The organism is Mucilaginibacter pedocola, assembly GCF_002013915.1.
GTDB lineage: Bacteria > Bacteroidota > Bacteroidia > Sphingobacteriales > Sphingobacteriaceae > Mucilaginibacter > Mucilaginibacter pedocola.
In genome coordinates, this window is sequence record NZ_MBTF01000001.1 from 55,719 (window position 1) to 73,634 (window position 17,916).

Annotated in this window: 11 protein-coding genes; 8 read left to right on the forward strand and 3 right to left on the reverse strand. The window is 48.4% G+C overall.

The window, feature by feature from the left end:
* Positions 1–37 precede the first annotated feature (37 nt).
* The 5 genes from BC343_RS00320 (at position 38) to BC343_RS00340 (ending at position 12,759) form a co-directional block, all read left to right on the forward strand.
* Positions 38–469, forward strand: coding sequence for an SRPBCC family protein (locus BC343_RS00320; RefSeq protein ID WP_078345725.1), 432 nt, complete (start codon positions 38–40; stop codon positions 467–469).
* A 131-nt stretch (positions 470–600) separates the two neighbouring features.
* Complete coding sequence (locus BC343_RS00325; protein WP_078345726.1) at positions 601–942, forward strand: M48 family metalloprotease; 342 nt, start codon at positions 601–603, stop codon at positions 940–942.
* A 267-nt stretch (positions 943–1,209) separates the two neighbouring features.
* Positions 1,210–7,932, forward strand: coding sequence for a type I polyketide synthase (locus BC343_RS00330; RefSeq protein WP_078345727.1), 6,723 nt, complete (start codon positions 1,210–1,212; stop codon positions 7,930–7,932).
* Between the two features lie 30 nt (positions 7,933–7,962).
* Positions 7,963–12,009: a non-ribosomal peptide synthetase gene (locus BC343_RS00335; protein ID WP_078345728.1), complete on the forward strand. Its 4,047-nt coding sequence runs from the start codon at positions 7,963–7,965 to the stop codon at positions 12,007–12,009.
* Positions 12,010–12,018: 9 nt separating this feature from the next.
* Complete coding sequence (locus BC343_RS00340; RefSeq protein WP_078345729.1) at positions 12,019–12,759, forward strand: 4'-phosphopantetheinyl transferase family protein; 741 nt, start codon at positions 12,019–12,021, stop codon at positions 12,757–12,759.
* Position 12,760: 1 nt separating this feature from the next.
* Here BC343_RS00340 and BC343_RS00345 read toward each other — a convergent pair whose 3' ends face one another.
* The 3 genes from BC343_RS00345 to BC343_RS00355 form a co-directional block, all read right to left on the reverse strand.
* Positions 12,761–14,077 (reverse strand): zinc dependent phospholipase C family protein, encoded by a 1,317-nt coding sequence (locus BC343_RS00345; protein ID WP_162276796.1) that lies wholly within the window; start codon positions 14,075–14,077, stop codon positions 12,761–12,763.
* 217 nt (positions 14,078–14,294) lie between these two features.
* On the reverse strand, positions 14,295–15,680 hold the full coding sequence (locus BC343_RS00350) for an alpha-L-fucosidase (RefSeq protein WP_078345731.1): 1,386 nt from the start codon (positions 15,678–15,680) through the stop codon (positions 14,295–14,297).
* Between the two features lie 48 nt (positions 15,681–15,728).
* Positions 15,729–16,238, reverse strand: a complete 510-nt coding sequence (locus tag BC343_RS00355; RefSeq protein ID WP_078345732.1) for a GNAT family N-acetyltransferase — start codon at positions 16,236–16,238, stop codon at positions 15,729–15,731.
* Positions 16,239–16,324: 86 nt separating this feature from the next.
* On the opposite strand from BC343_RS00355, the gene BC343_RS00360 reads away from it, so the two are divergent.
* The 3 genes from BC343_RS00360 to BC343_RS00370 are packed head-to-tail and all read left to right on the forward strand — an operon-like array spanning position 16,325 to position 17,864.
* On the forward strand, positions 16,325–16,744 hold the full coding sequence (locus tag BC343_RS00360; RefSeq protein ID WP_078345733.1) for a MerC domain-containing protein: 420 nt from the start codon (positions 16,325–16,327) through the stop codon (positions 16,742–16,744).
* 1 nt (position 16,745) lies between these two features.
* Positions 16,746–17,183, forward strand: coding sequence for a Fur family transcriptional regulator (locus BC343_RS00365; protein ID WP_202909704.1), 438 nt, complete (start codon positions 16,746–16,748; stop codon positions 17,181–17,183).
* 48 nt (positions 17,184–17,231) lie between these two features.
* Positions 17,232–17,864 carry an HAD family hydrolase gene (locus tag BC343_RS00370; RefSeq protein ID WP_143822017.1) on the forward strand — a complete coding sequence of 211 codons (633 nt, stop codon included), beginning with the start codon at positions 17,232–17,234 and terminating at the stop codon, positions 17,862–17,864.
* Positions 17,865–17,916 lie beyond the last annotated feature (52 nt).

Here is a 17,916-nt window from a genome sequence, read left to right on the forward strand (position 1 = left end):
ATATTGCACCCAAAACAAAAACCAATAACAAAACACCATGGCCGATTCATTAAAACCCATAACCATTGAGGCAGTTATTAACGCACCCGTAGAAATAGTTTGGGACCTTTGGGTACAGCCCGAGCATATTGTAAAATGGAACGCCGCCAGCGACGATTGGCATACCACCAAAGCCACCAACGACCCAAAAACAGGCGGTAAATTCAGTTCTACCATGGCCGCAAAAGATGGCAGCATGAGTTTCGATTTCGAGGGCGTTTACAGCCTGGTAAAAGAGTATAAACACATAGCTTATGCAATGCCCGATGGCCGCAAGGTAGAAGTAACTTTTACCAGCGGCGAAGAAGACGATGAAACAACCAAAGTGGTAGAAACTTTCGACCCGGAGGGCACTCATCCACCTGAATTTCAAAAACAAGGCTGGCAGGCTATTTTGAATAACTTTAAGAAGTACGTGGAGGAGAATTAGAAATAACTCTGCAAGCTTAGCGTTGCGGTAGATGACTAACAGGCACGGGGTTCCAATCCATTTGCGAAAACCTATCTGTTAAACATTTACCGCCATTCGTTTGTAATTACTATTGCTAATTTTTACATGCCATGAAGAAGCTTCTCCTACTATTCACCCTCTCTGCCGGCTTCGCTTTCAAAGCATCGGCGCAAACCTACAATGCCGACGATTTTAAAGCTAAGCTGGGTAAAAGCGAAACACTTTGCGATACGGTGTCTTCCATCAAAATCTTTAGTGATACCCTTACGCTAATTAACATGGGGCGCGATTACCCCAACCAAAAATATACCATCGCGGTAAAAGGAAACAAAATAGTTCTTGACTGGGCAAACCTAAAGGGCAAACGCCTTTGTGCTACCGGCGTTTTTGTAATGCACAAGAACCGCCCCGAAGTTATTGTAGGCGAGCCAAACCAAATTACCTTCCCCTGATCACATTTTCTTAAAACTATTTGCTCTATAAACCTCAACTGTTGGTTGAATAGCTAAATGTTGTAAATCAAATAGGTGTGGCGACACCTTTTGGTTGAATTATTGCTTCAATGAATCGTACGAGGGTTTTTTGTGAAAATTAAATGAAAAAATTGGGTTGTAGATTTACATGTGTACAGGAAAAATTTTTAACTTGAACCCGAATTAGAAACTGATTCATAACCAAAATTTCAGGCTTCGTAGAAGTTTAGCCGCCTTATTTACTTGATGAATATACTTACGGATAATATTTATACCGGCGAATTTGAGGGTGAAGTGTTTATGCACCGCTTGTTTGAAGAGCAGGTGGAAAAAACGCCCGACGTTATTGCTGTTCAATTAGGTAACCGAACGATCAGTTATGCTGAATTAAATAGAAAAGCAGATTCATTGGCTGCGGCAATTATCAATAATTCGCCTGCATCGTTGGTGATAGGGGTTAGCACCTTGCGGTCGATAGAAACCATCGCAAGCCTTATAGCCGTATTAAAAGCCGGAAAAGCCTATTTACCTATAGATCCTTCTTACCCTGCCGACCGCCTTGAGCAAATCATTGAGGATGCAGGGTTGAACACCATTCTGGCCGTTGAAGAGCAAAAACCTTTATTCAGGCACTTGCCTGTAAACGTTATAGCTTCGGATAAAGAATATCAGGCTTCAGTCTTATCAAAAGAAAGCCTTCGTACCCGCATTGCATATATCATATACACATCAGGTTCTACCGGTAAACCAAAAGGTGTTTGCGTTGGGCATATTGGGGTAGTAAACCTTATCAATTACCATAAACGTATTTCGCCCTACTTGGGGGTAGCTTCTAAAACCTTGCAGTTTGCACCGCTGGTGTTTGATGCATCGGTTGTAGAAGTGTTTTGCACGCTTTGCATTGGTGGTACTCTGGTTTTAATTGACGAGGCCATACGTATAGATCCCGTAAAGCTGCTGCACTATGTGGATGATATGAAGGTGAATCGTATTAATGTGCCGTTTGTGGCGCTGCAATACTTCACCGAAATAGCCGATGCCGAGCAACTTTACCCCCAATCGTTACAGGAAGTAATAACTGCCGGCGAGCAATTGAAGATAACGCCGCAGATCACGCGTTTCTTTCAGGCCATGCCCGATTGTGTGTTCTACAACATGTATGGCCCTACCGAAACCAGCGTGGCAAGTACAGCATTAAAACTGGAAGGACCGCCCGAAAGCTGGCCCTTGCTGCCCACCATTGGTAAGGCTATTGATAATACAACAAACTACATATTGGACGAGCAGCTAAACCTGCTGCCCGACGGCGAAGTAGGCGAGCTTTGCATAAGCGGTATAAACGTTACCTACGGTTACCTTAACCGCCCCGAGCTTACAGCAGAGAAATTTGTAGACTGGCAGCACGATGGCAAAACTATCCGCATTTACCGCAGTGGCGACCTTTGCCGCTTTTTGCCCGACGGAAATACCGAATATCTTGGCCGTAAAGATACCCAGGTAAAGATCAGGGGTAACCGTGTTGAGATAGGCGAGATAGAGGTTTTAATAAACCAACTGGACGGTATACAGCAGGCCGTGGTAATTGCCCGCGAAGACACGCCGGGCGATAAACGACTAGTAGCTTATTTGGTGGCTTCAAACACAAAGGTGAGTACTATCCAGGTGCGCGATAGCATTGAAGAGAAGCTGCCTGATTATATGATGCCATCAGCCTTTGTGTGGATGGCCGAATTGCCGAAGACAACCAGCGGAAAGGTAGACCGTAACAATCTGCCTAAGCCCGACCTGAAGCGCCCCGAACTGGCAACGCTTTATAAGCCCGCATCAACCACTACGCAGAAGCATGTGGTTGGCATTTGGATGGATCTGCTGCAACTGGAGAAGATCGGTATCAACGATAATTTCTTCGAACTGGGCGGTAACTCGCTGCTGGCTTTAAAAACGGTTGCGGCTTTAAAGAAGATCCATAACCTCGATCTGCCCATTACCAAGCTATACCAGTTTCCCACAGTGGCGGGTGTAGCAGCATTTTTGGATGGCTCTAACAGTAAGGCCTTAGAAAGTGTATTGCCAAAACTTCGAGTAAAAAGCGGTAATGGCGATATTGCAGTAATTGGTATGGTGGGCCGTTTTCCCGGTGCCAATAATGTAGACGAACTTTGGAAGATACTGGTAGAAGGGCGCGAAACCACACGCTTTTTTACCGACGAAGAAATAGACCCATCTATACCGCCTGCGGTGCGTTATGAGCCAAATTATGTGAAGGCACGCGGCATAGTTGATGGTTCAGACGAGTTCGACCCCATGTTCTTCGGGCTAAGCCCGCGCGTGGCAGAACTGATGGACCCGCAGCAGCGCATATTTTTAGAACTTGCGTGGGAGGCCTTAGAAAGCGCCGGGCACCTGCCATCGCACTACCACGGCAGCGTGGGCGTGTTTGCAGGTTGCGGCAACAATACCTACTACATTAACAACGTAATACCCAACAGGCACCTTATTGATAAAATAGGCAGCTTTTTAACCACCACGCTTAACGAGAAGGATTATGTTGCTACCCGTGTAGCTTACGAGCTTGACCTAAAAGGCCCCGCTGTAAGCGTACATTCGGCATGTTCAACCTCATTACTTGCCATTGCGCAGGCGGTGGATAGCATCCGCAACGGGCAGTGTAATGTGGCATTGGCGGGCGGTGTATCTATCAGTTCGCCTATCAACAGCGGGCACCTGTACCAGGAGGGTACCATGCTAAGTGCCGATGGGCATTGCCGCTCGTTTGATGCGCAGGCCGATGGTACCGTATTCAGTGATGGGGCAGGGGTAGTGCTACTGAAAAGTTTAGAGGAAGCCGAAGCCGACGGCGATACCATTTATGGTGTGATAAAAGGCGTAGGCGTAAATAACGATGGTAACGAGAAAGGCAGCTTTACCGCGCCAAACTCAACCGGGCAGGCGGGTGCTATTGCCATGGCCATACAAAATGCAGGTGTTTCTCCATCAGACATTACCTACGTAGAGGCCCACGGCACCGCCACCGTATTAGGCGACCCGATAGAAATTGAGGGCTTAACCATGGCCTTTGGTCCGCAGGATAAGAAACAATACTGCGCCATTGGTTCGGTAAAAAGTAATATGGGCCATTTGGTTGCCGCGGCGGGTGTGGCAGGCTTTATAAAAGCTACATTGGCGCTTTACAACAAGCAGATACCGGCATCGCTACATCATACCAAAGCTAACCCTAATATCGATTTTGAGAACAGTCCGTTTTACGTAAATACCAAATTATCCGACTGGCACAGCGATAAAAAGCGCCTTGCAGGTGTAAGCTCTTTTGGCGTAGGCGGTACCAACGTGCACGTGGTATTGGAAGAATATCCGCGGGTAGAGAAAATAAGCGATGCAGGTAAGCCATTGCAATTGATACAATGGTCGGCCAAAACCGAAGAAAGCGCCATACTTTATAAAGAAAAACTAGCCGGTTGGATAAAGGATAACGCCAACGCTTCGCTGGCAGATATTGCCTACACCCTACAAACAACCCGTACCGATTTTGCCTGGCGCAATATCTTGGTTGCTGCAGACAAAGAAGAATTGCTGGAAAAGCTTGCAGCAGACGTACCAACGACCAATACCAAAAAACTGAGTTCGAAAGCCACCGAAGTAGCCTTTATGTTTCCCGGCCAGGGTTCGCAATTTGTGAACATGGGCCGTAATATTTACGAGCAGGAGCCGGTTTTTAAAGAAGCGGTAGACGAATGCGTTGCCCTGTTGAAAGGCACTGCACAGGAAGATATCCTTACGGTAATGTATGCCGATAGCGATGAGGCTGCCGCAGCCGAAACGTTGAAAAATACACTCTACACACAACCGGCTTTATTCATCACCAGTTATGCCATGGCCAAACTTTGGATGAGCTGGGGCATTACGCCAAACATACTTACCGGTCACAGTATAGGCGAGTTTGTTGCCGCGCATTTAGCGGGCATATTCACGTTGGCCGATGCCGTGAAACTGATAGCCACTCGCGCCAAACTGGTTAGCGAGGCAGAGGGCGGTGATATGCTATCGGTACGTATGCCGGAGGCGGAAGTGAAGGAATTATTGCCCGATACACTTTCCATATCTGTACTCAATACTAAAACCGCTACCGTAGTAGCTGGCCCCACAGAGGAGGTTGCCAAATTCTCAGCCTCGCTGGCAGAGAAAAATATTGCCGTGCGCGTGCTGCAAACCAGCCATGCCTTCCATTCGGCCATGATGGATGATGTGGTGGCGCCATTTGAGGAAGTGGTAAAAACCGTAAAGCTTAACGTACCAACAAAACCCATTATATCAACCATTACCGGTAAATGGCTAAGTGAGGCCGAAGCTTTAGACCCGCACTATTGGGCCGCCCACGTACGCCGCACCGTGCGTTTTGCCGATGTAGCTAACCTTTTGGCAGAGGATGATACCCGCGTAATGCTGGAAGTAGGCCCGGGCAACGTATTATCAACCCTGGTACGCCAGCAAGCAGCGCCAAAACAAATCATTGCTATTGCGGGTATCGATAGTGCCGAAGATAACCAGCCTTTGCGCTCGGCCCTACAATCGCTGGGGCAATTGTGGCTCAATGGTATAGACCCCGATTGGAGCGTATTTTACATGGGCCAAAGCCGTCAACGGTTAAACCTGCTTACTTATGCCTTCAACCGCAAACGTTTATGGGCGCCGCCTGTTGTAGCCCTAAGCCCGCTAACACCACCATTTGAAGCACCAACTGAAACATTAATAGAAAACAGCACCGAAACACCCCTTAATATGCCAGTTAGAAAAGACCTTTTAATTGCGAAACTGAAGGATATATTTGAAGATACATCCGGTATAGAAGTAGACAGCAGCGATGCCAGCTTTATCGAGATAGGTTTCGATTCGCTTTTGCTTACGCAGATAGCTACCAGTTTAAAGAAGGAGTTTAACGTACCTATCACATTCCGCAAGTTATTTGAAGAGTTTAACTCGCTCGAGCTATTGGCTGCGCACCTCGACGGTGTTTTGCCTGCCGATAAATACCAGCCTGCGCCAAGCGCGGCGGCCGCCCCTGCAGCAAGGCCGGCCGCACAGCCGGTTTACCAGCAGCCTACCTACCAGCAACCGGTGTTGTTTCAACCTATGGTACCTGCCGAGGGTAGCACACAGGCGCTGAATATGATAGCGCAGCAATTGCAATTGTTGGCCAGCCAGGTAGCTACTATGCAAGGTGGCGCGCCGGGGTATTCGCCAATGCCGGTGCCGCAGCATCAGCCACAACATTCGCCGCAGGTTGCTGCTTATGCCAACCCCGCGCATCCACCCGTTGCCCCGCCGGCAATGGAACTGGAGCCGCAGCCCGAGATCACCGCAGAAGAAATGGCCGAACTGAAAAAGCCTTTCGGTGCAACCGCGCGTATAGAGCGGCAGGTGCAGGGCTTAACCCCTAAACAACAAGCGCTTATACAAAAACTTACTAAGGATTATAATGAGAAAACCAAAACCAGCAAGGCTCAAACCCAGGAGCATCGCCCATACATGGCCGACCCAAGGGTAGTGAGCGGTTTCCGCCCGCTGACCAAGGAGATGGTTTATCCTATCATCATCAACAAATCAAAAGGCAGCCGCCTGTGGGATGTAGATGGCAATGAATATATCGATGCGCTAAACGGTTTTGGCTCAAACATGCTGGGGTATCAGCCCGATGTGCTTACCAAAGCCATTCATGAGCAGGTAGATAAAGGCTACGAAATTGGCCCCCAGCACGAGCTTGCCGGCGATGTTTGTAAACTGATGTGCGAGTTTACCCAATTTGACCGTGCCGGCTTGTGTAATACAGGTTCCGAAGCGGTGTTGGGTGCTATGCGTATAGCCCGTACCGTAAGCGGCCGTTCGCTTATTGTGGCTTTTGCGGGTTCGTACCACGGTATTATGGACGAGGTTATTGTGCGCAGTACCAAAAAGCTGAAAACAGTGCCTGCTGCATCGGGTATCTTATCAGAGAACGTACAACAGATGCTGATACTGGATTACGGTACCGACGAATCATTAAAAATAATAAGAGAACGTGCCGACGAAATAGCAGCTGTATTGGTTGAGCCTGTACAAAGCCGCCGCCCAGAGTTTAAGCCGGTGGAGTTTTTGAAGGAACTCCGCGTAGTAACGGCCGAGAAAGAAATTGCGCTGGTATTTGATGAAGTGATCAGCGGCTTCAGGATGCACCCCGGTGGTGCGCAGGCCATATTTGGTGTAAAGGCCGATATTGGTACTTACGGTAAAGTTATTGGCGGTGGTATGCCGGTTGGTGCCATTTGCGGTATCAAAAAATACATGGATGCGCTTGATGGCGGCCAATGGCAATTCGGCGACTTGTCAGTACCTGAAGTAGGGGTAACTTATTTTGCCGGTACATTTGTACGTCACCCGTTGGCTTTGGCAGCTGCAAAAGCATCGCTGGAGTATATGAAAGAGCGTGGCCCTGCCTTGCAGGAAAAACTGACGAAGTTAACCACCCGTTTTGCAGATGGTATGCGTGCTAAATGCGAGAAAGAAGGCGTGCCAATTACTATTGTAGGCTTTGGCTCGTTATGGCGAATGAAGTTTTTAGAGGATATTCCTTATAGCGAATTGCTATTTACCTTGATGCGCTTAAAAGGAGTTCATATCTTAGACGGCTTTCCGTGCTTTATCACAGATGCGCATACCGAGCAGGATATTGATACTATGCTTGCCGCATTTACCGAGAGCCTTGATGAGATGATAGAAGCCGGTTTCTTCTCGCATCAACAGGAAGCATCAACCGAGCCAGTTACTGCTGCCGCAGCCCCACCGGCAGAACAAGTGCCCGTAAATGCAAATACACCGCCCGTACCCGGTGCCAAACTTGGCCGTGGTAAGGATGGCAAACCCGGATGGTTCATACCCGACCCGGATAAGCCCGGCAAATATTTGCAGGTTCAATAAGTATATTTAATTGAAGAACGGCGAACTATTATGAATTATGAAGCAAATCCGGTAGAGTTTGACCCGTTTGCTGGCCCGCAGATAGCACTAATGGGCCCGGCAACCGAGCCGCAGATAGAAATTTGGACATCGTGCCTTATTGGCGGCGGTGATGCCAGCTGCGCGTATAACGATGCCGGTTCAATACTGCTTACAGGCCCTTTTAACAAGGATGCCATGTTTAAAGCGTTGCAAGCGCTTAGCGACAGGCACGAATCGCTGCGGACGGTATTTACCGACGATGGGCAGCACTTTTTGGTGCTCGACAACCCGAAGCTGGTTATCGAATACCATGACATTTCCTATCAGACCGAAGCGCAGAACAAGCTTTTTATAGAGAATTACACGCGCCAAAACGCAATTACGCCGCTCGATTTGGTGAACGGACCCTTGTTTAAGCCCAGCATTATAAAACTGGCAGATCAGGTGCATTACCTCACTTTTATTGCGCACCATATAATTTGCGATGGATGGTCGATAGGGGTGATGATGCAGGAAATGAGTAAGTTGTACACTGCTTTTGCCAAAGGCGAATGGCCATCGTTACCTTCTGCTGCGCGCTACAGCGATTATGCTGCCGAGCAAACCGCCTTTGCCGAAACCGCCGAAAGCCGCGAGATAGAACAGTACTGGCTGAACCAGTTCAAGGGCAGTTCGCACTTGCTGAATGTGCCTACTGATAACCCGCGCCCTGCCATGCGTACCTACAAAAGCAAAAGGCTCGATTTTACGCTGGACGAGTTGCTGGTGAAAGAAGTGAAGCAAACTGCCCGCAAAGCCGGAGCCAGCTTTGTTACCATGCTGATGGCTGCATTTGAAGTTTACCTACAGCAAATAACGGGTCACGAGGAAATTATTCTGGGACTTCCCGCAGCCGGCCAATCGGCTACAGGTAATTACGGGCTGGTAGGCCATTGCGTAAACCTGTTGGCACTGCGTAGCTACCCTAAAGGCGAACAAAGCTTTATAGCGTACCTGAAAGAGCGTAACCCGCAAGTGATGGACGCCTACGACCATCAGTTGTATACCTTTGGGAGTTTGCTGAAGAAGCTTAACATCCCGCGCGATGCGTCGCGCCTGCCGCTGGTGCCCGTAGTTTTCAATATCGATATCGGTATGGACGAAGGCATCAGTTTCCACGGGCTGAAACACGAGTACATTACTACCGGGCGTGAGTACGAGAACTTCGAGATATTCCTGAACATTACCGATCATAAGAATGCCCTGGTGCTGGAGTGGTCGTACAATACGCAGATATTTGAGGCGGCTACCATTAAGCGCATGATGGACGAGTACACGCATTTGCTCAGGCAAATAGTGCGCTCGCCCGAAAAACCTATAGGCAAACTGCCGCAAATGCGCGCAGAAGAACTGATGACGCTGCTGAACGAGTGGAACGATACCAGCGTGCCGTACCCTAAAGAGAAGCCGCTGCACCAGATCATCAGCGAGATAGCTTCGCGGTCGCCAAATGCTGTTGCCCTTAAATTCCAGAACGAAATATATTCTTACCGCCAACTGAACGAGCGCGCCAACCAACTGGCCGCTGTGCTGGTAGAAGGTGGCGTGCAGGTAGGGGATAAGATAGCCGTATCATTAGACCGCGCTGCCGAACTGGTTGTGAGCCTGCTGGCCGTAATGAAGGCAGGGGGCGTTTACGTGCCACTCGATCCTATATTCCCTATCAATCGTATCAACTACATGCTGGCCGATTCAGAAGCGGTGAAATTGATCACCAGCCGCAAATACAGCGGTATGTATGAGTCGGACGCGGAGGAGTTGCTGTTGCACGAGATATGGACGACGCTTGATAGCAAGCCCAAAACCGACCCAAAAGTTGCCGTATCGGGGCAGGACCTGTTGTATATCCTTTATACGTCGGGATCTACCGGGCAGCCCAAAGGCGTACAGATAGCGCACCACAACTGCGTTAACTTTTTATACAGCATGCAAAAACAGCCGGGGATGACACCCGCTGATAAGCTGCTTGCTGTAACCACCATCAGCTTTGATATTGCCGGGCTGGAGTTGTTTTTGCCGCTCATAACCGGTTCGCAAATTATACTGGTTGATGCTGCTACCGCAAAAGATGGTGTGGCACTGCTGGATATCATCCGCAGAGAAAAAATTACCGTAATGCAGGCAACGCCATACACCTGGCGTATACTGCTTGAGGCTGGCTGGGACCTGGAGAAGATAAAGGTAATATGCGGAGGTGAGGCCTTACCGCTTGATCTGGCTACGCGCATACTGGAACGTGCTTCATCACTTTGGAACGTTTACGGCCCTACCGAAACCACCATTTGGAGCACTATAAAACAAATAACCCCGAACGACGAATTTATTAGCATAGGCAAGCCTATTGATAACACCTATATCTACATTCTCGATAAATTTCAGAACCCTTTAGCGCCCGGCGCGGCAGGGGAGATATACATCGGCGGCGAGGGCGTGGCAAAAGGTTACCACGATCAGCCTATACTCACGTACGAAAAGTTTGTAGAGGACCCTTTTGTGAATGAACCCGGTGCCATGATGTACCGCACAGGCGACTTGGGTAAATACCTGCCCGATGGCAACCTGATGTATATTTCGCGTATTGACGCGCAGGTGAAAATACGCGGTTACCGTATTGAAACTGGCGAGATAGAGTTCCATATGGGTAAAGACCCCGACCTGAAACAGGTGGTGGTAATTGCCCGCCCCGATAGTAATGGCGTTGATAAACTGGTTGCCTACGTGGTGTTTAAAGAGGAATACAAAGGCAACGATTTTAACCAGTGCATGAACTACTGGCGCAGCGAACTGCGCGGCGCGGTGCCCGATTATATGATACCCGATAACTTTATCAGGGTGGATGAGATGCCGCTTACGCCAAATGGTAAAGTAGATAAAAAAGCGCTGGCCGCCATTGGCGTGATACCTGCCGAGATACACGACTTGTACATTGAGCCGCGCACCGACGTAGAGAAACTGGTTGCCGATATTTGGAAAGAATACCTCAACGTAGAGAAAGTTGGCGTTTACGATAACTTTTTCGAACTGGGGGGGCACTCGCTTATTGCCGTTAAAGTAATGGCACGTATCGAGAAAGAAACCGGCAAAAGGCTCCCGCTTGCCATACTGTTCGAAAACTCTACAGTTGAAAAACTATCGTTGGTATTGGGTATGGATGGCCGCTCCATCACCTGGGATTCCTTGGTACCGGTGAAGCCAAAGGGTAACAAAATGCCTATTTACATTGTGCACGGTGCCGGCTTGAATGTGTTATTGTTCAATACGCTGGCCAATCACATGGATCCCGATCAGCCCGTGTACGGTATGCAGGCCAAAGGCCTTAACGGCATAGATGAACCGCTGAACCGAATGGAAGACATTGCCGCGCATTACGTGGCCTCCATCAGGGCGCAAAACCCCAACGGGCCGTATGCGTTGGCGGGTTTCTCATTTGGTGGTATCATCGCCTGGGAAATGGCCAAGCAAATGGAAGCGCTAAACCTGGAGGTGCGTATGCTCGCCATGTTCGATACCTATGCTTACCGTACACCATATTACGACCCATGGTTGATCAATAAAGTGAAACGTGGTATGTATCTGGGCAGGCGTTTATGGTATTCTATGACCTTCCAGGAGGGTTTTGCTAAAACGGTGGAGCACCGCGCTAAGGCCGTAAGCCGTATAGCGCAACGCCTGATATGGAAACTGAAATTTGGCAACCAGGAAGAACAGCCGACCGGCTTTTTTGGCTACAGCCATAAGATAGACCAAATGAACGATGTGGCTCAGCGCCATTACAAAATTGAACCATATCCTATTTGTGTGGAACTTTTCCGCGCGGAAGTGCGCTCTTTCTATCTCGATGATTACGAATACCTCGGTTGGAAGCCTTTTGCACTTAAAGGGGTAACTATTCACAAAATTCCCGGCGAGCACAATACGATCTTTAAATCGCCAAACGATAAGGAGTTCGCCCGTATATTACAGGCCTGCCTCGATAAAGCGAGCGCGAAGAAGAGCGATAAGGAAGAAGCTAAATAACGACATACTTTGGGTGAAGTAAATATCCGTTTTATAGAACGGCCCGAATGGCAACAGGCCCATTCGGGCCTTTTTGTACTCGCTGAAGGTGAGGTGCACGTATACCGTATCGGCATTAGCGCCAATGTTAAGCATATACCCGCGTTCGCTGCTACTCTTACACAGGAAGAGGCCGAGCGCGGACAAAAATACCACCAACTGAAAGACAGGCAGCGCTTTGTAGTAAGCCGCGGTGCACAACGGTACATTTTGGCACAATATCTTGGCAAGCAACCGGCCGAACTAACCTTTACGATAGGGCCGAACAAAAAGCCCTATCTGCACACCCCCGGCGGCATCGATATTCGATACAACATCACCCATGCCGGCGACTGCATATTGTTAGCCATTAGCCACACAACGGTAGGTGCCGATGTGGAATATATCGATGCTGATTTCCCTTTCGATGATATTATCACGGGGCATTTTAGCGCGGCTGAAGCAGTATTTATCAACAAAAACAATAAAGCCCACAGCTTTTACCTGTTATGGACCCGTAAAGAAGCCTTGCTAAAAGCAACCGCCCAGGGCTTAGGTGAACATTTACAAGAAACGCCATCGCTGGATGGCGAGCACACAATGCCTGCTTCCCTCTCTGGTTCCGACAGGGATTGGGAGGTTGTTAGCTTCGAACTGCCGGATGAGCATATCGGAAGTGTGGTGTCAACCAACGGTACTATCGATCTTAAGTTTTTTGAAGTAACATTCTAATTTACTCCGTCGAGCCCATTGGGTTCTCTATCGGCTTTAGCGGTTCCTGCTGGCCGGGCTTTAGCACCTTTATTTGTTGCAGCGATGTACTTGCCTTTTTCCACTCTTTGCGCTGCTTTAATGCGGTTGCTGAAGTATCAGCATTACGGTAATAGCGCAGGATATTTTGCTGCAATTCGGGTGTGATGTTTTTGAATTGATTATCCTGTAGTTTTATCAGCAGCTTGTCGTAAGTGTCATCGGCGATGGGATACTCGCCCAGTGCGCTTGGTTTGCCGGTGTCAAAGTCCATGTCGGGCAGGTTAAGGGTGCCATTGCCTGCGCGTTTTAGGGCGGCGGCATAGCGGGTGGTAATAGTATCAAAACTCATGGCGAACAACCTTTCGCCCGCTTTGCCAGGCGACACATATTTCAATGTTTTCAGCGGGCCAATTTTAGGTAGTATGCTGATGAAGAAAACCGCCACCCGCGCAAAGAATTTTGGCTTTTCGCGCTGTTTGCCATATTCGAGCTGGAACGATTTTTTGCTCATTTTATACTGGAAGTTCCGCGCCGTCATGCCGGGTGTCATCTTCAGTATGGTATCCTTATTAGCCTTAAAAGCCGATTTGGTAAGAACCGGGAACAAATTGCGAATACCCCAACGCAACTGGTTTATACTGCCGTTGATATTGCCGAATATACTGTTGAGCGGCTGCCCGTAAGTTTCGTAAAAGGCTCGCTCTAATACAGGAACAGATATATTAAAGCCAATAAAATCGTGATAACCTTCGGATGTATAGCTGCCGCGGCCTGTTTGCAATACATCGTACGAAAACTCCATCCGGCTATGCGATTTATGGTCGTCTGCATAGGTCACCACATCGCCGAATTTTTGTTGAAGCTTTGGGTAAATGAGCGGAATGTTGCGGTTGGTGGCCATCGAGTGTCCGTACTCATCGGCCAGGTAATGCGATAGCGCGCCTAGGGCAAAAGCATATTCATCAGCATTTTGGGCATCGCGTATCAGGGCCTCTACAAAACCGCCGCTGCGTACGTAATGCAGCAGATCGGTAAAAAAGCCATTGCCGAAAGGCATGTAGCCCATATCGGCCACCATAGCGCCGCCATAGGCGTAAGAGTGTGCCTTCTTTATATCGGGGCCGGTTAGGTTGGGGTAACGTTTCTGAATAAGCGGCAACAAAGCATCGTGCCAGGAGGCATCGATAATGGCCTCATGCGCCAAAATTGAATAGGCCTTAGCTTGTAGCGAAGCAAAAAACAACAGGCCTGCAACGGCCAGTGTTTTAACGATGGGGGAGCGGCTTGCAAAGTTCAATTCTGTAGAAATTTTGGATCTTACACCTCAACAGGGGAATGCAGAGAATGTTTTGGCGATGGAAGGTTGATGTGTAACAAATGTATGGTATCAACAATTATCCACCACGTCATTGCGAGCGATAGCGCAGCAACCCCCGGCTAAGCATTACCGCCTTGCATTGTGGATTTGCATACCGGGGTTTGCTTCGTGCCTCGCAATGACGTACTGGCTAAAATTACCTTCCGCGCTCATTATACACCCCAAACTCCGCAATAGATATCTGGTGGTCGGCTTTCTCCAGCCAAACCCTTACTTTATTGCCATAAACCGTATTGAAGCGGTTTACCTTAACACGATTAGTGTTTTCAGTAGCCAGTATGGGTTTCCAAACACCGTTTTGCATATACTCCAGTCGGTATTTGCTAATGTTGGGCTTTTGCTCGGTAATGGTAACGGCATTAAAAGGTATCTCATGCCCGAAATCAACTTCGTACCATGGTTTTTCTACGCGCGCGTTCGAAGTCCAGTTGGTTTCAACATCATCATCGTTGGCAAAGTCCATAATATCCATATCCTCACTCCAGCTCGAGTTGGCGGGTTTGTGTTTTGCTAAATTGGTACCGATGATAGGTTCGCCGGTTGGTGCAAGTTTAGGGGCGGGGCCGTCGTTCTTCCATAGTTCGCCAATTTGTTTAAGGGCGGCAAGGGCGTTATCGTCAATTAAGCCATCGCGGTTTGGAGCAACGTTCAGGATGAAATTACAATCAACCTTGTTAAGCGGAATGATATCTTCGTTCACCAATTTGGCGGGATCCTTCACTGGCGTGGTAGGGAAATTGGTTTTCCAGAACCAGGCGCTATTGATGGGCAGGCAGGCAAGGGCAGGCATGCGGTTAGTTTCTTTTGAAACGCGTTGGCCTGCGCCCATTTCGTAAGTTTTAATATCGGTATAAAACAATCCTTCCGCGGGGTATTTGGCACCGTTAAGGTCCATTATCACACAGTCGGGTTGCAACGATTTTACTAAATGATAAACATCTTCAAAGTTAATGTCATCGTAAGATATCCTGCTCCATGGGGCATCCCAGCCATCAATAATAAGGGCTTCTATTTTGCCGTAGTTGGTAAGCAATTCGGTTATCTGCGCCTTCACCATTTCAAAATGTTTGGGTGTAATAGTGTTGGGGCGCAGTTTGTGGTGGGTATCTAATATACTATAATAAAGCATCACCTTTAAGCCGTTGGCGCGGAAGGCATCCACATACTCGCGTACCACATCGCGCTTTAACGGGCTGTTCATTACATTGTAGTCGGTAGTTTTGGTATCCCAAATACAAAAGCCGCTGTGGTGTTTGGTGGTGAGGCAACCGTAAGTCATGTTGGCCGATTTAGCTGCCTTGGCCCACTGCGCAGGGTTCAGCTTTTTAGGGTTGAACAGGGCAGGAGAAGCGTCCGGGTCGGGCCAGTCGGCATCGTTATAGGTAGGCATGTTGTAGTGGATAAACATGCCGAACTTCAGGTCGACAAAGTTTTGCTGCAATTCGCTCAGCGTTTTGGTTTGTGCCGATGCTGCAGTTATCGAAAAAATAGTGCTTAAAAGTGCGAGAGAGAGTTTTTTCATACCAATGGGGAGCAGATATATTAATGCCTAAACATACGGCTTATGCGGCTATTTGCCTAAAATTAGCTCGAGGAAAATAAGATCCAGCCAGCGGCCGAACTTAAAGCCCACTTCTTTAAAGTGTGCCACCTGTTCAAAGCCGCTCTTACGGTGCAGGGCCAGGCTGGCGGGGTTATCGCTATCCACCCCGGCTATCATGGCATGTAGCCCTGCTTTTGTGGCGTGTTGGACGAGGTAGTTGAGGATAACTTTGCTGATGCCCTTGCCGCGGTGGTTTTGTTCTACGTATAACGAATGCTCTACCGTGTACCTGTAGCACGGCCATGCGCGGAAATGCCCGTAGGTACCAAAGCCGGTGATAATGCCATTTTCTTCTGTAACAATTACGGGGAAGCCGGCCGCTTTACGTTCGTTATACCAGGCGGTGCGCATTTCTAAGGTATGTGGTGCTTCGCTGTAAACGGCGGTGGTGTTCAGTATCACTTCGTTATAAATTTCCAGAACGGCGGGGAGGTCGGCGGGCGTCATATCCCTGATGATGGGGGCTTGTAAACTCATGCGCCAAAGATACAAAGCGTGCCCTAACCCGTCAATTATGACATTTTGTAAATGCAATACTGTTGCATTTGTATTATCTTTGCGGCATGAAAATGTTAAAAGCGGCTACTAAACTGGATAATATAGGCATGACGGCATCCACGCTGTGCGCTATCCATTGCGCCGCTGTACCGGTATTTTTTACAAGCTTGCCACTGTTCGGGCTTGGTTTTTTGGCCAACCCATGGGTAGAGTGGGGGATGATACTTTTTGCGTTAGTGATAGGCATATCATCTATCGGTGGTTCATACTTAAATTCGCACCATAAGGCGCTGCCTTTAGTTTTATTGATAATTGGCTTTGCTACTATCCTGCTGGCGCATATATTTACACAGGGCTGGCTGGAAGCGGTTATTGTACCCATTGGTGGCATTACCATTGCTGTGGCGCATTTTATCAACTATAAATATGCGGGTACCTGCACCAGTGGCGACAGCTTTTTACACGTAAAGCATACGCATGAATAATATGGCACAGGCAAAAAGCACATACCAGTTTGAAGACCTGCTGGAGAAACACCAGTTGAAAAAGACCGGTGCGCGCCTGCGTGTACTGAGTATGATGTATGCGAAAAACACCGCCACATCGCAACCCGACCTGGAGAGCGTGCTGAACGATATTGACCGCGTTACCCTCTACCGCATCTTGAACGTGTTCGAAGAAAAGGGTATTATTCACAAGGTGTTCGACCTGAATGGTACGGCCAATTACGCCGTTTGCTCATCGGGTTGCCAGGAACACCATCACCACGACGAGCACCTGCACTTTAACTGTACCAACTGCAAAGGCGTTTTTTGCCTCAACGAAATTAAGTTCCCTACCATTAACCTGCCCGCCGGTTTCCATGCAGATGGTTTTACGGTTTACGCCTCGGGGCTGTGCGCTAAATGCAGTAAAATGCAATAAGGTTGCTTTGGGCTTTGTTTGCCATGCGGCATTGCTATATTTACCGGCATGAAACGCGTTTTAATACTCGACCTCGATAACACCATTTACCCCGTAAGCTCTATCTCTAACAACCTTTTTGATGAATTATTCCGGATGGTTGACGAGCACTTTGGCGAAACCGGTGCACATACGGCACATCAGGCTAAAGACGCACTCACCCGCCGCCCATACCAGCACGTGGCCGAGGAGTTTGGTTTTGGCCCCGAACTAAAAGCCAAAGGATTGGAAATGTTAAGTAACGTAGAGTTTAGCCAACCCATGCATGCCTATCCTGAGTATGCCGACCTGCGCAACATAGCTTTAGATAAATACCTGGTAACAACCGGTTTTACCAAACTACAGTTGAGCAAAGTGAAAATGCTGGGCATCGAGGCAGATTTTAAAGGCGTTTACGTGGTGGATCCTGCAAAGTCTACTCAAACCAAAAAGGATATCTTCGCCATGATAATGGAGGAGAATGGGTACAGGACCGAGGACGTACTGGTAATAGGTGACGACCCCAAATCAGAAATACAAGCTGCCATAGCACTTGGTATTGATACTTTCTTGTTCGACCCGGGCGATATCCATACCGATGCATCAGTTACATATAGGGGGAAGGATTATAAAGAGGTGGTTGAGATAGTGAGGGGGAAATAAAAAATTATGTCATATCGAGGGAAGCGAAGCGACGAGATATCTTGTTGGATAT

What these genes read in the sequence shown, in the direction of transcription:
- BC343_RS00320 (WP_078345725.1), top strand. Translation starts at nt 38, where the DNA reads ATGGCCGATTCATTAAAACCCATAACCATTGAGGCAGTTATTAACGCA.
- BC343_RS00335 (WP_078345728.1), top strand. Translation starts at nt 7,963, where the DNA reads ATGAATTATGAAGCAAATCCGGTAGAGTTTGACCCGTTTGCTGGCCCG.
- BC343_RS00325 (WP_078345726.1), top strand. Translation starts at nt 601, where the DNA reads ATGAAGAAGCTTCTCCTACTATTCACCCTCTCTGCCGGCTTCGCTTTC.
- BC343_RS00330 (WP_078345727.1), top strand. Translation starts at nt 1,210, where the DNA reads ATGAATATACTTACGGATAATATTTATACCGGCGAATTTGAGGGTGAA.
- BC343_RS00355 (WP_078345732.1), bottom strand. Translation starts at nt 16,238, where the DNA reads ATGAGTTTACAAGCCCCCATCATCAGGGATATGACGCCCGCCGACCTC.
- BC343_RS00350 (WP_078345731.1), bottom strand. Translation starts at nt 15,680, where the DNA reads ATGAAAAAACTCTCTCTCGCACTTTTAAGCACTATTTTTTCGATAACT.
- BC343_RS00370 (WP_143822017.1), top strand. Translation starts at nt 17,232, where the DNA reads ATGAAACGCGTTTTAATACTCGACCTCGATAACACCATTTACCCCGTA.
- BC343_RS00360 (WP_078345733.1), top strand. Translation starts at nt 16,325, where the DNA reads ATGAAAATGTTAAAAGCGGCTACTAAACTGGATAATATAGGCATGACG.
- BC343_RS00365 (WP_202909704.1), top strand. Translation starts at nt 16,746, where the DNA reads ATGGCACAGGCAAAAAGCACATACCAGTTTGAAGACCTGCTGGAGAAA.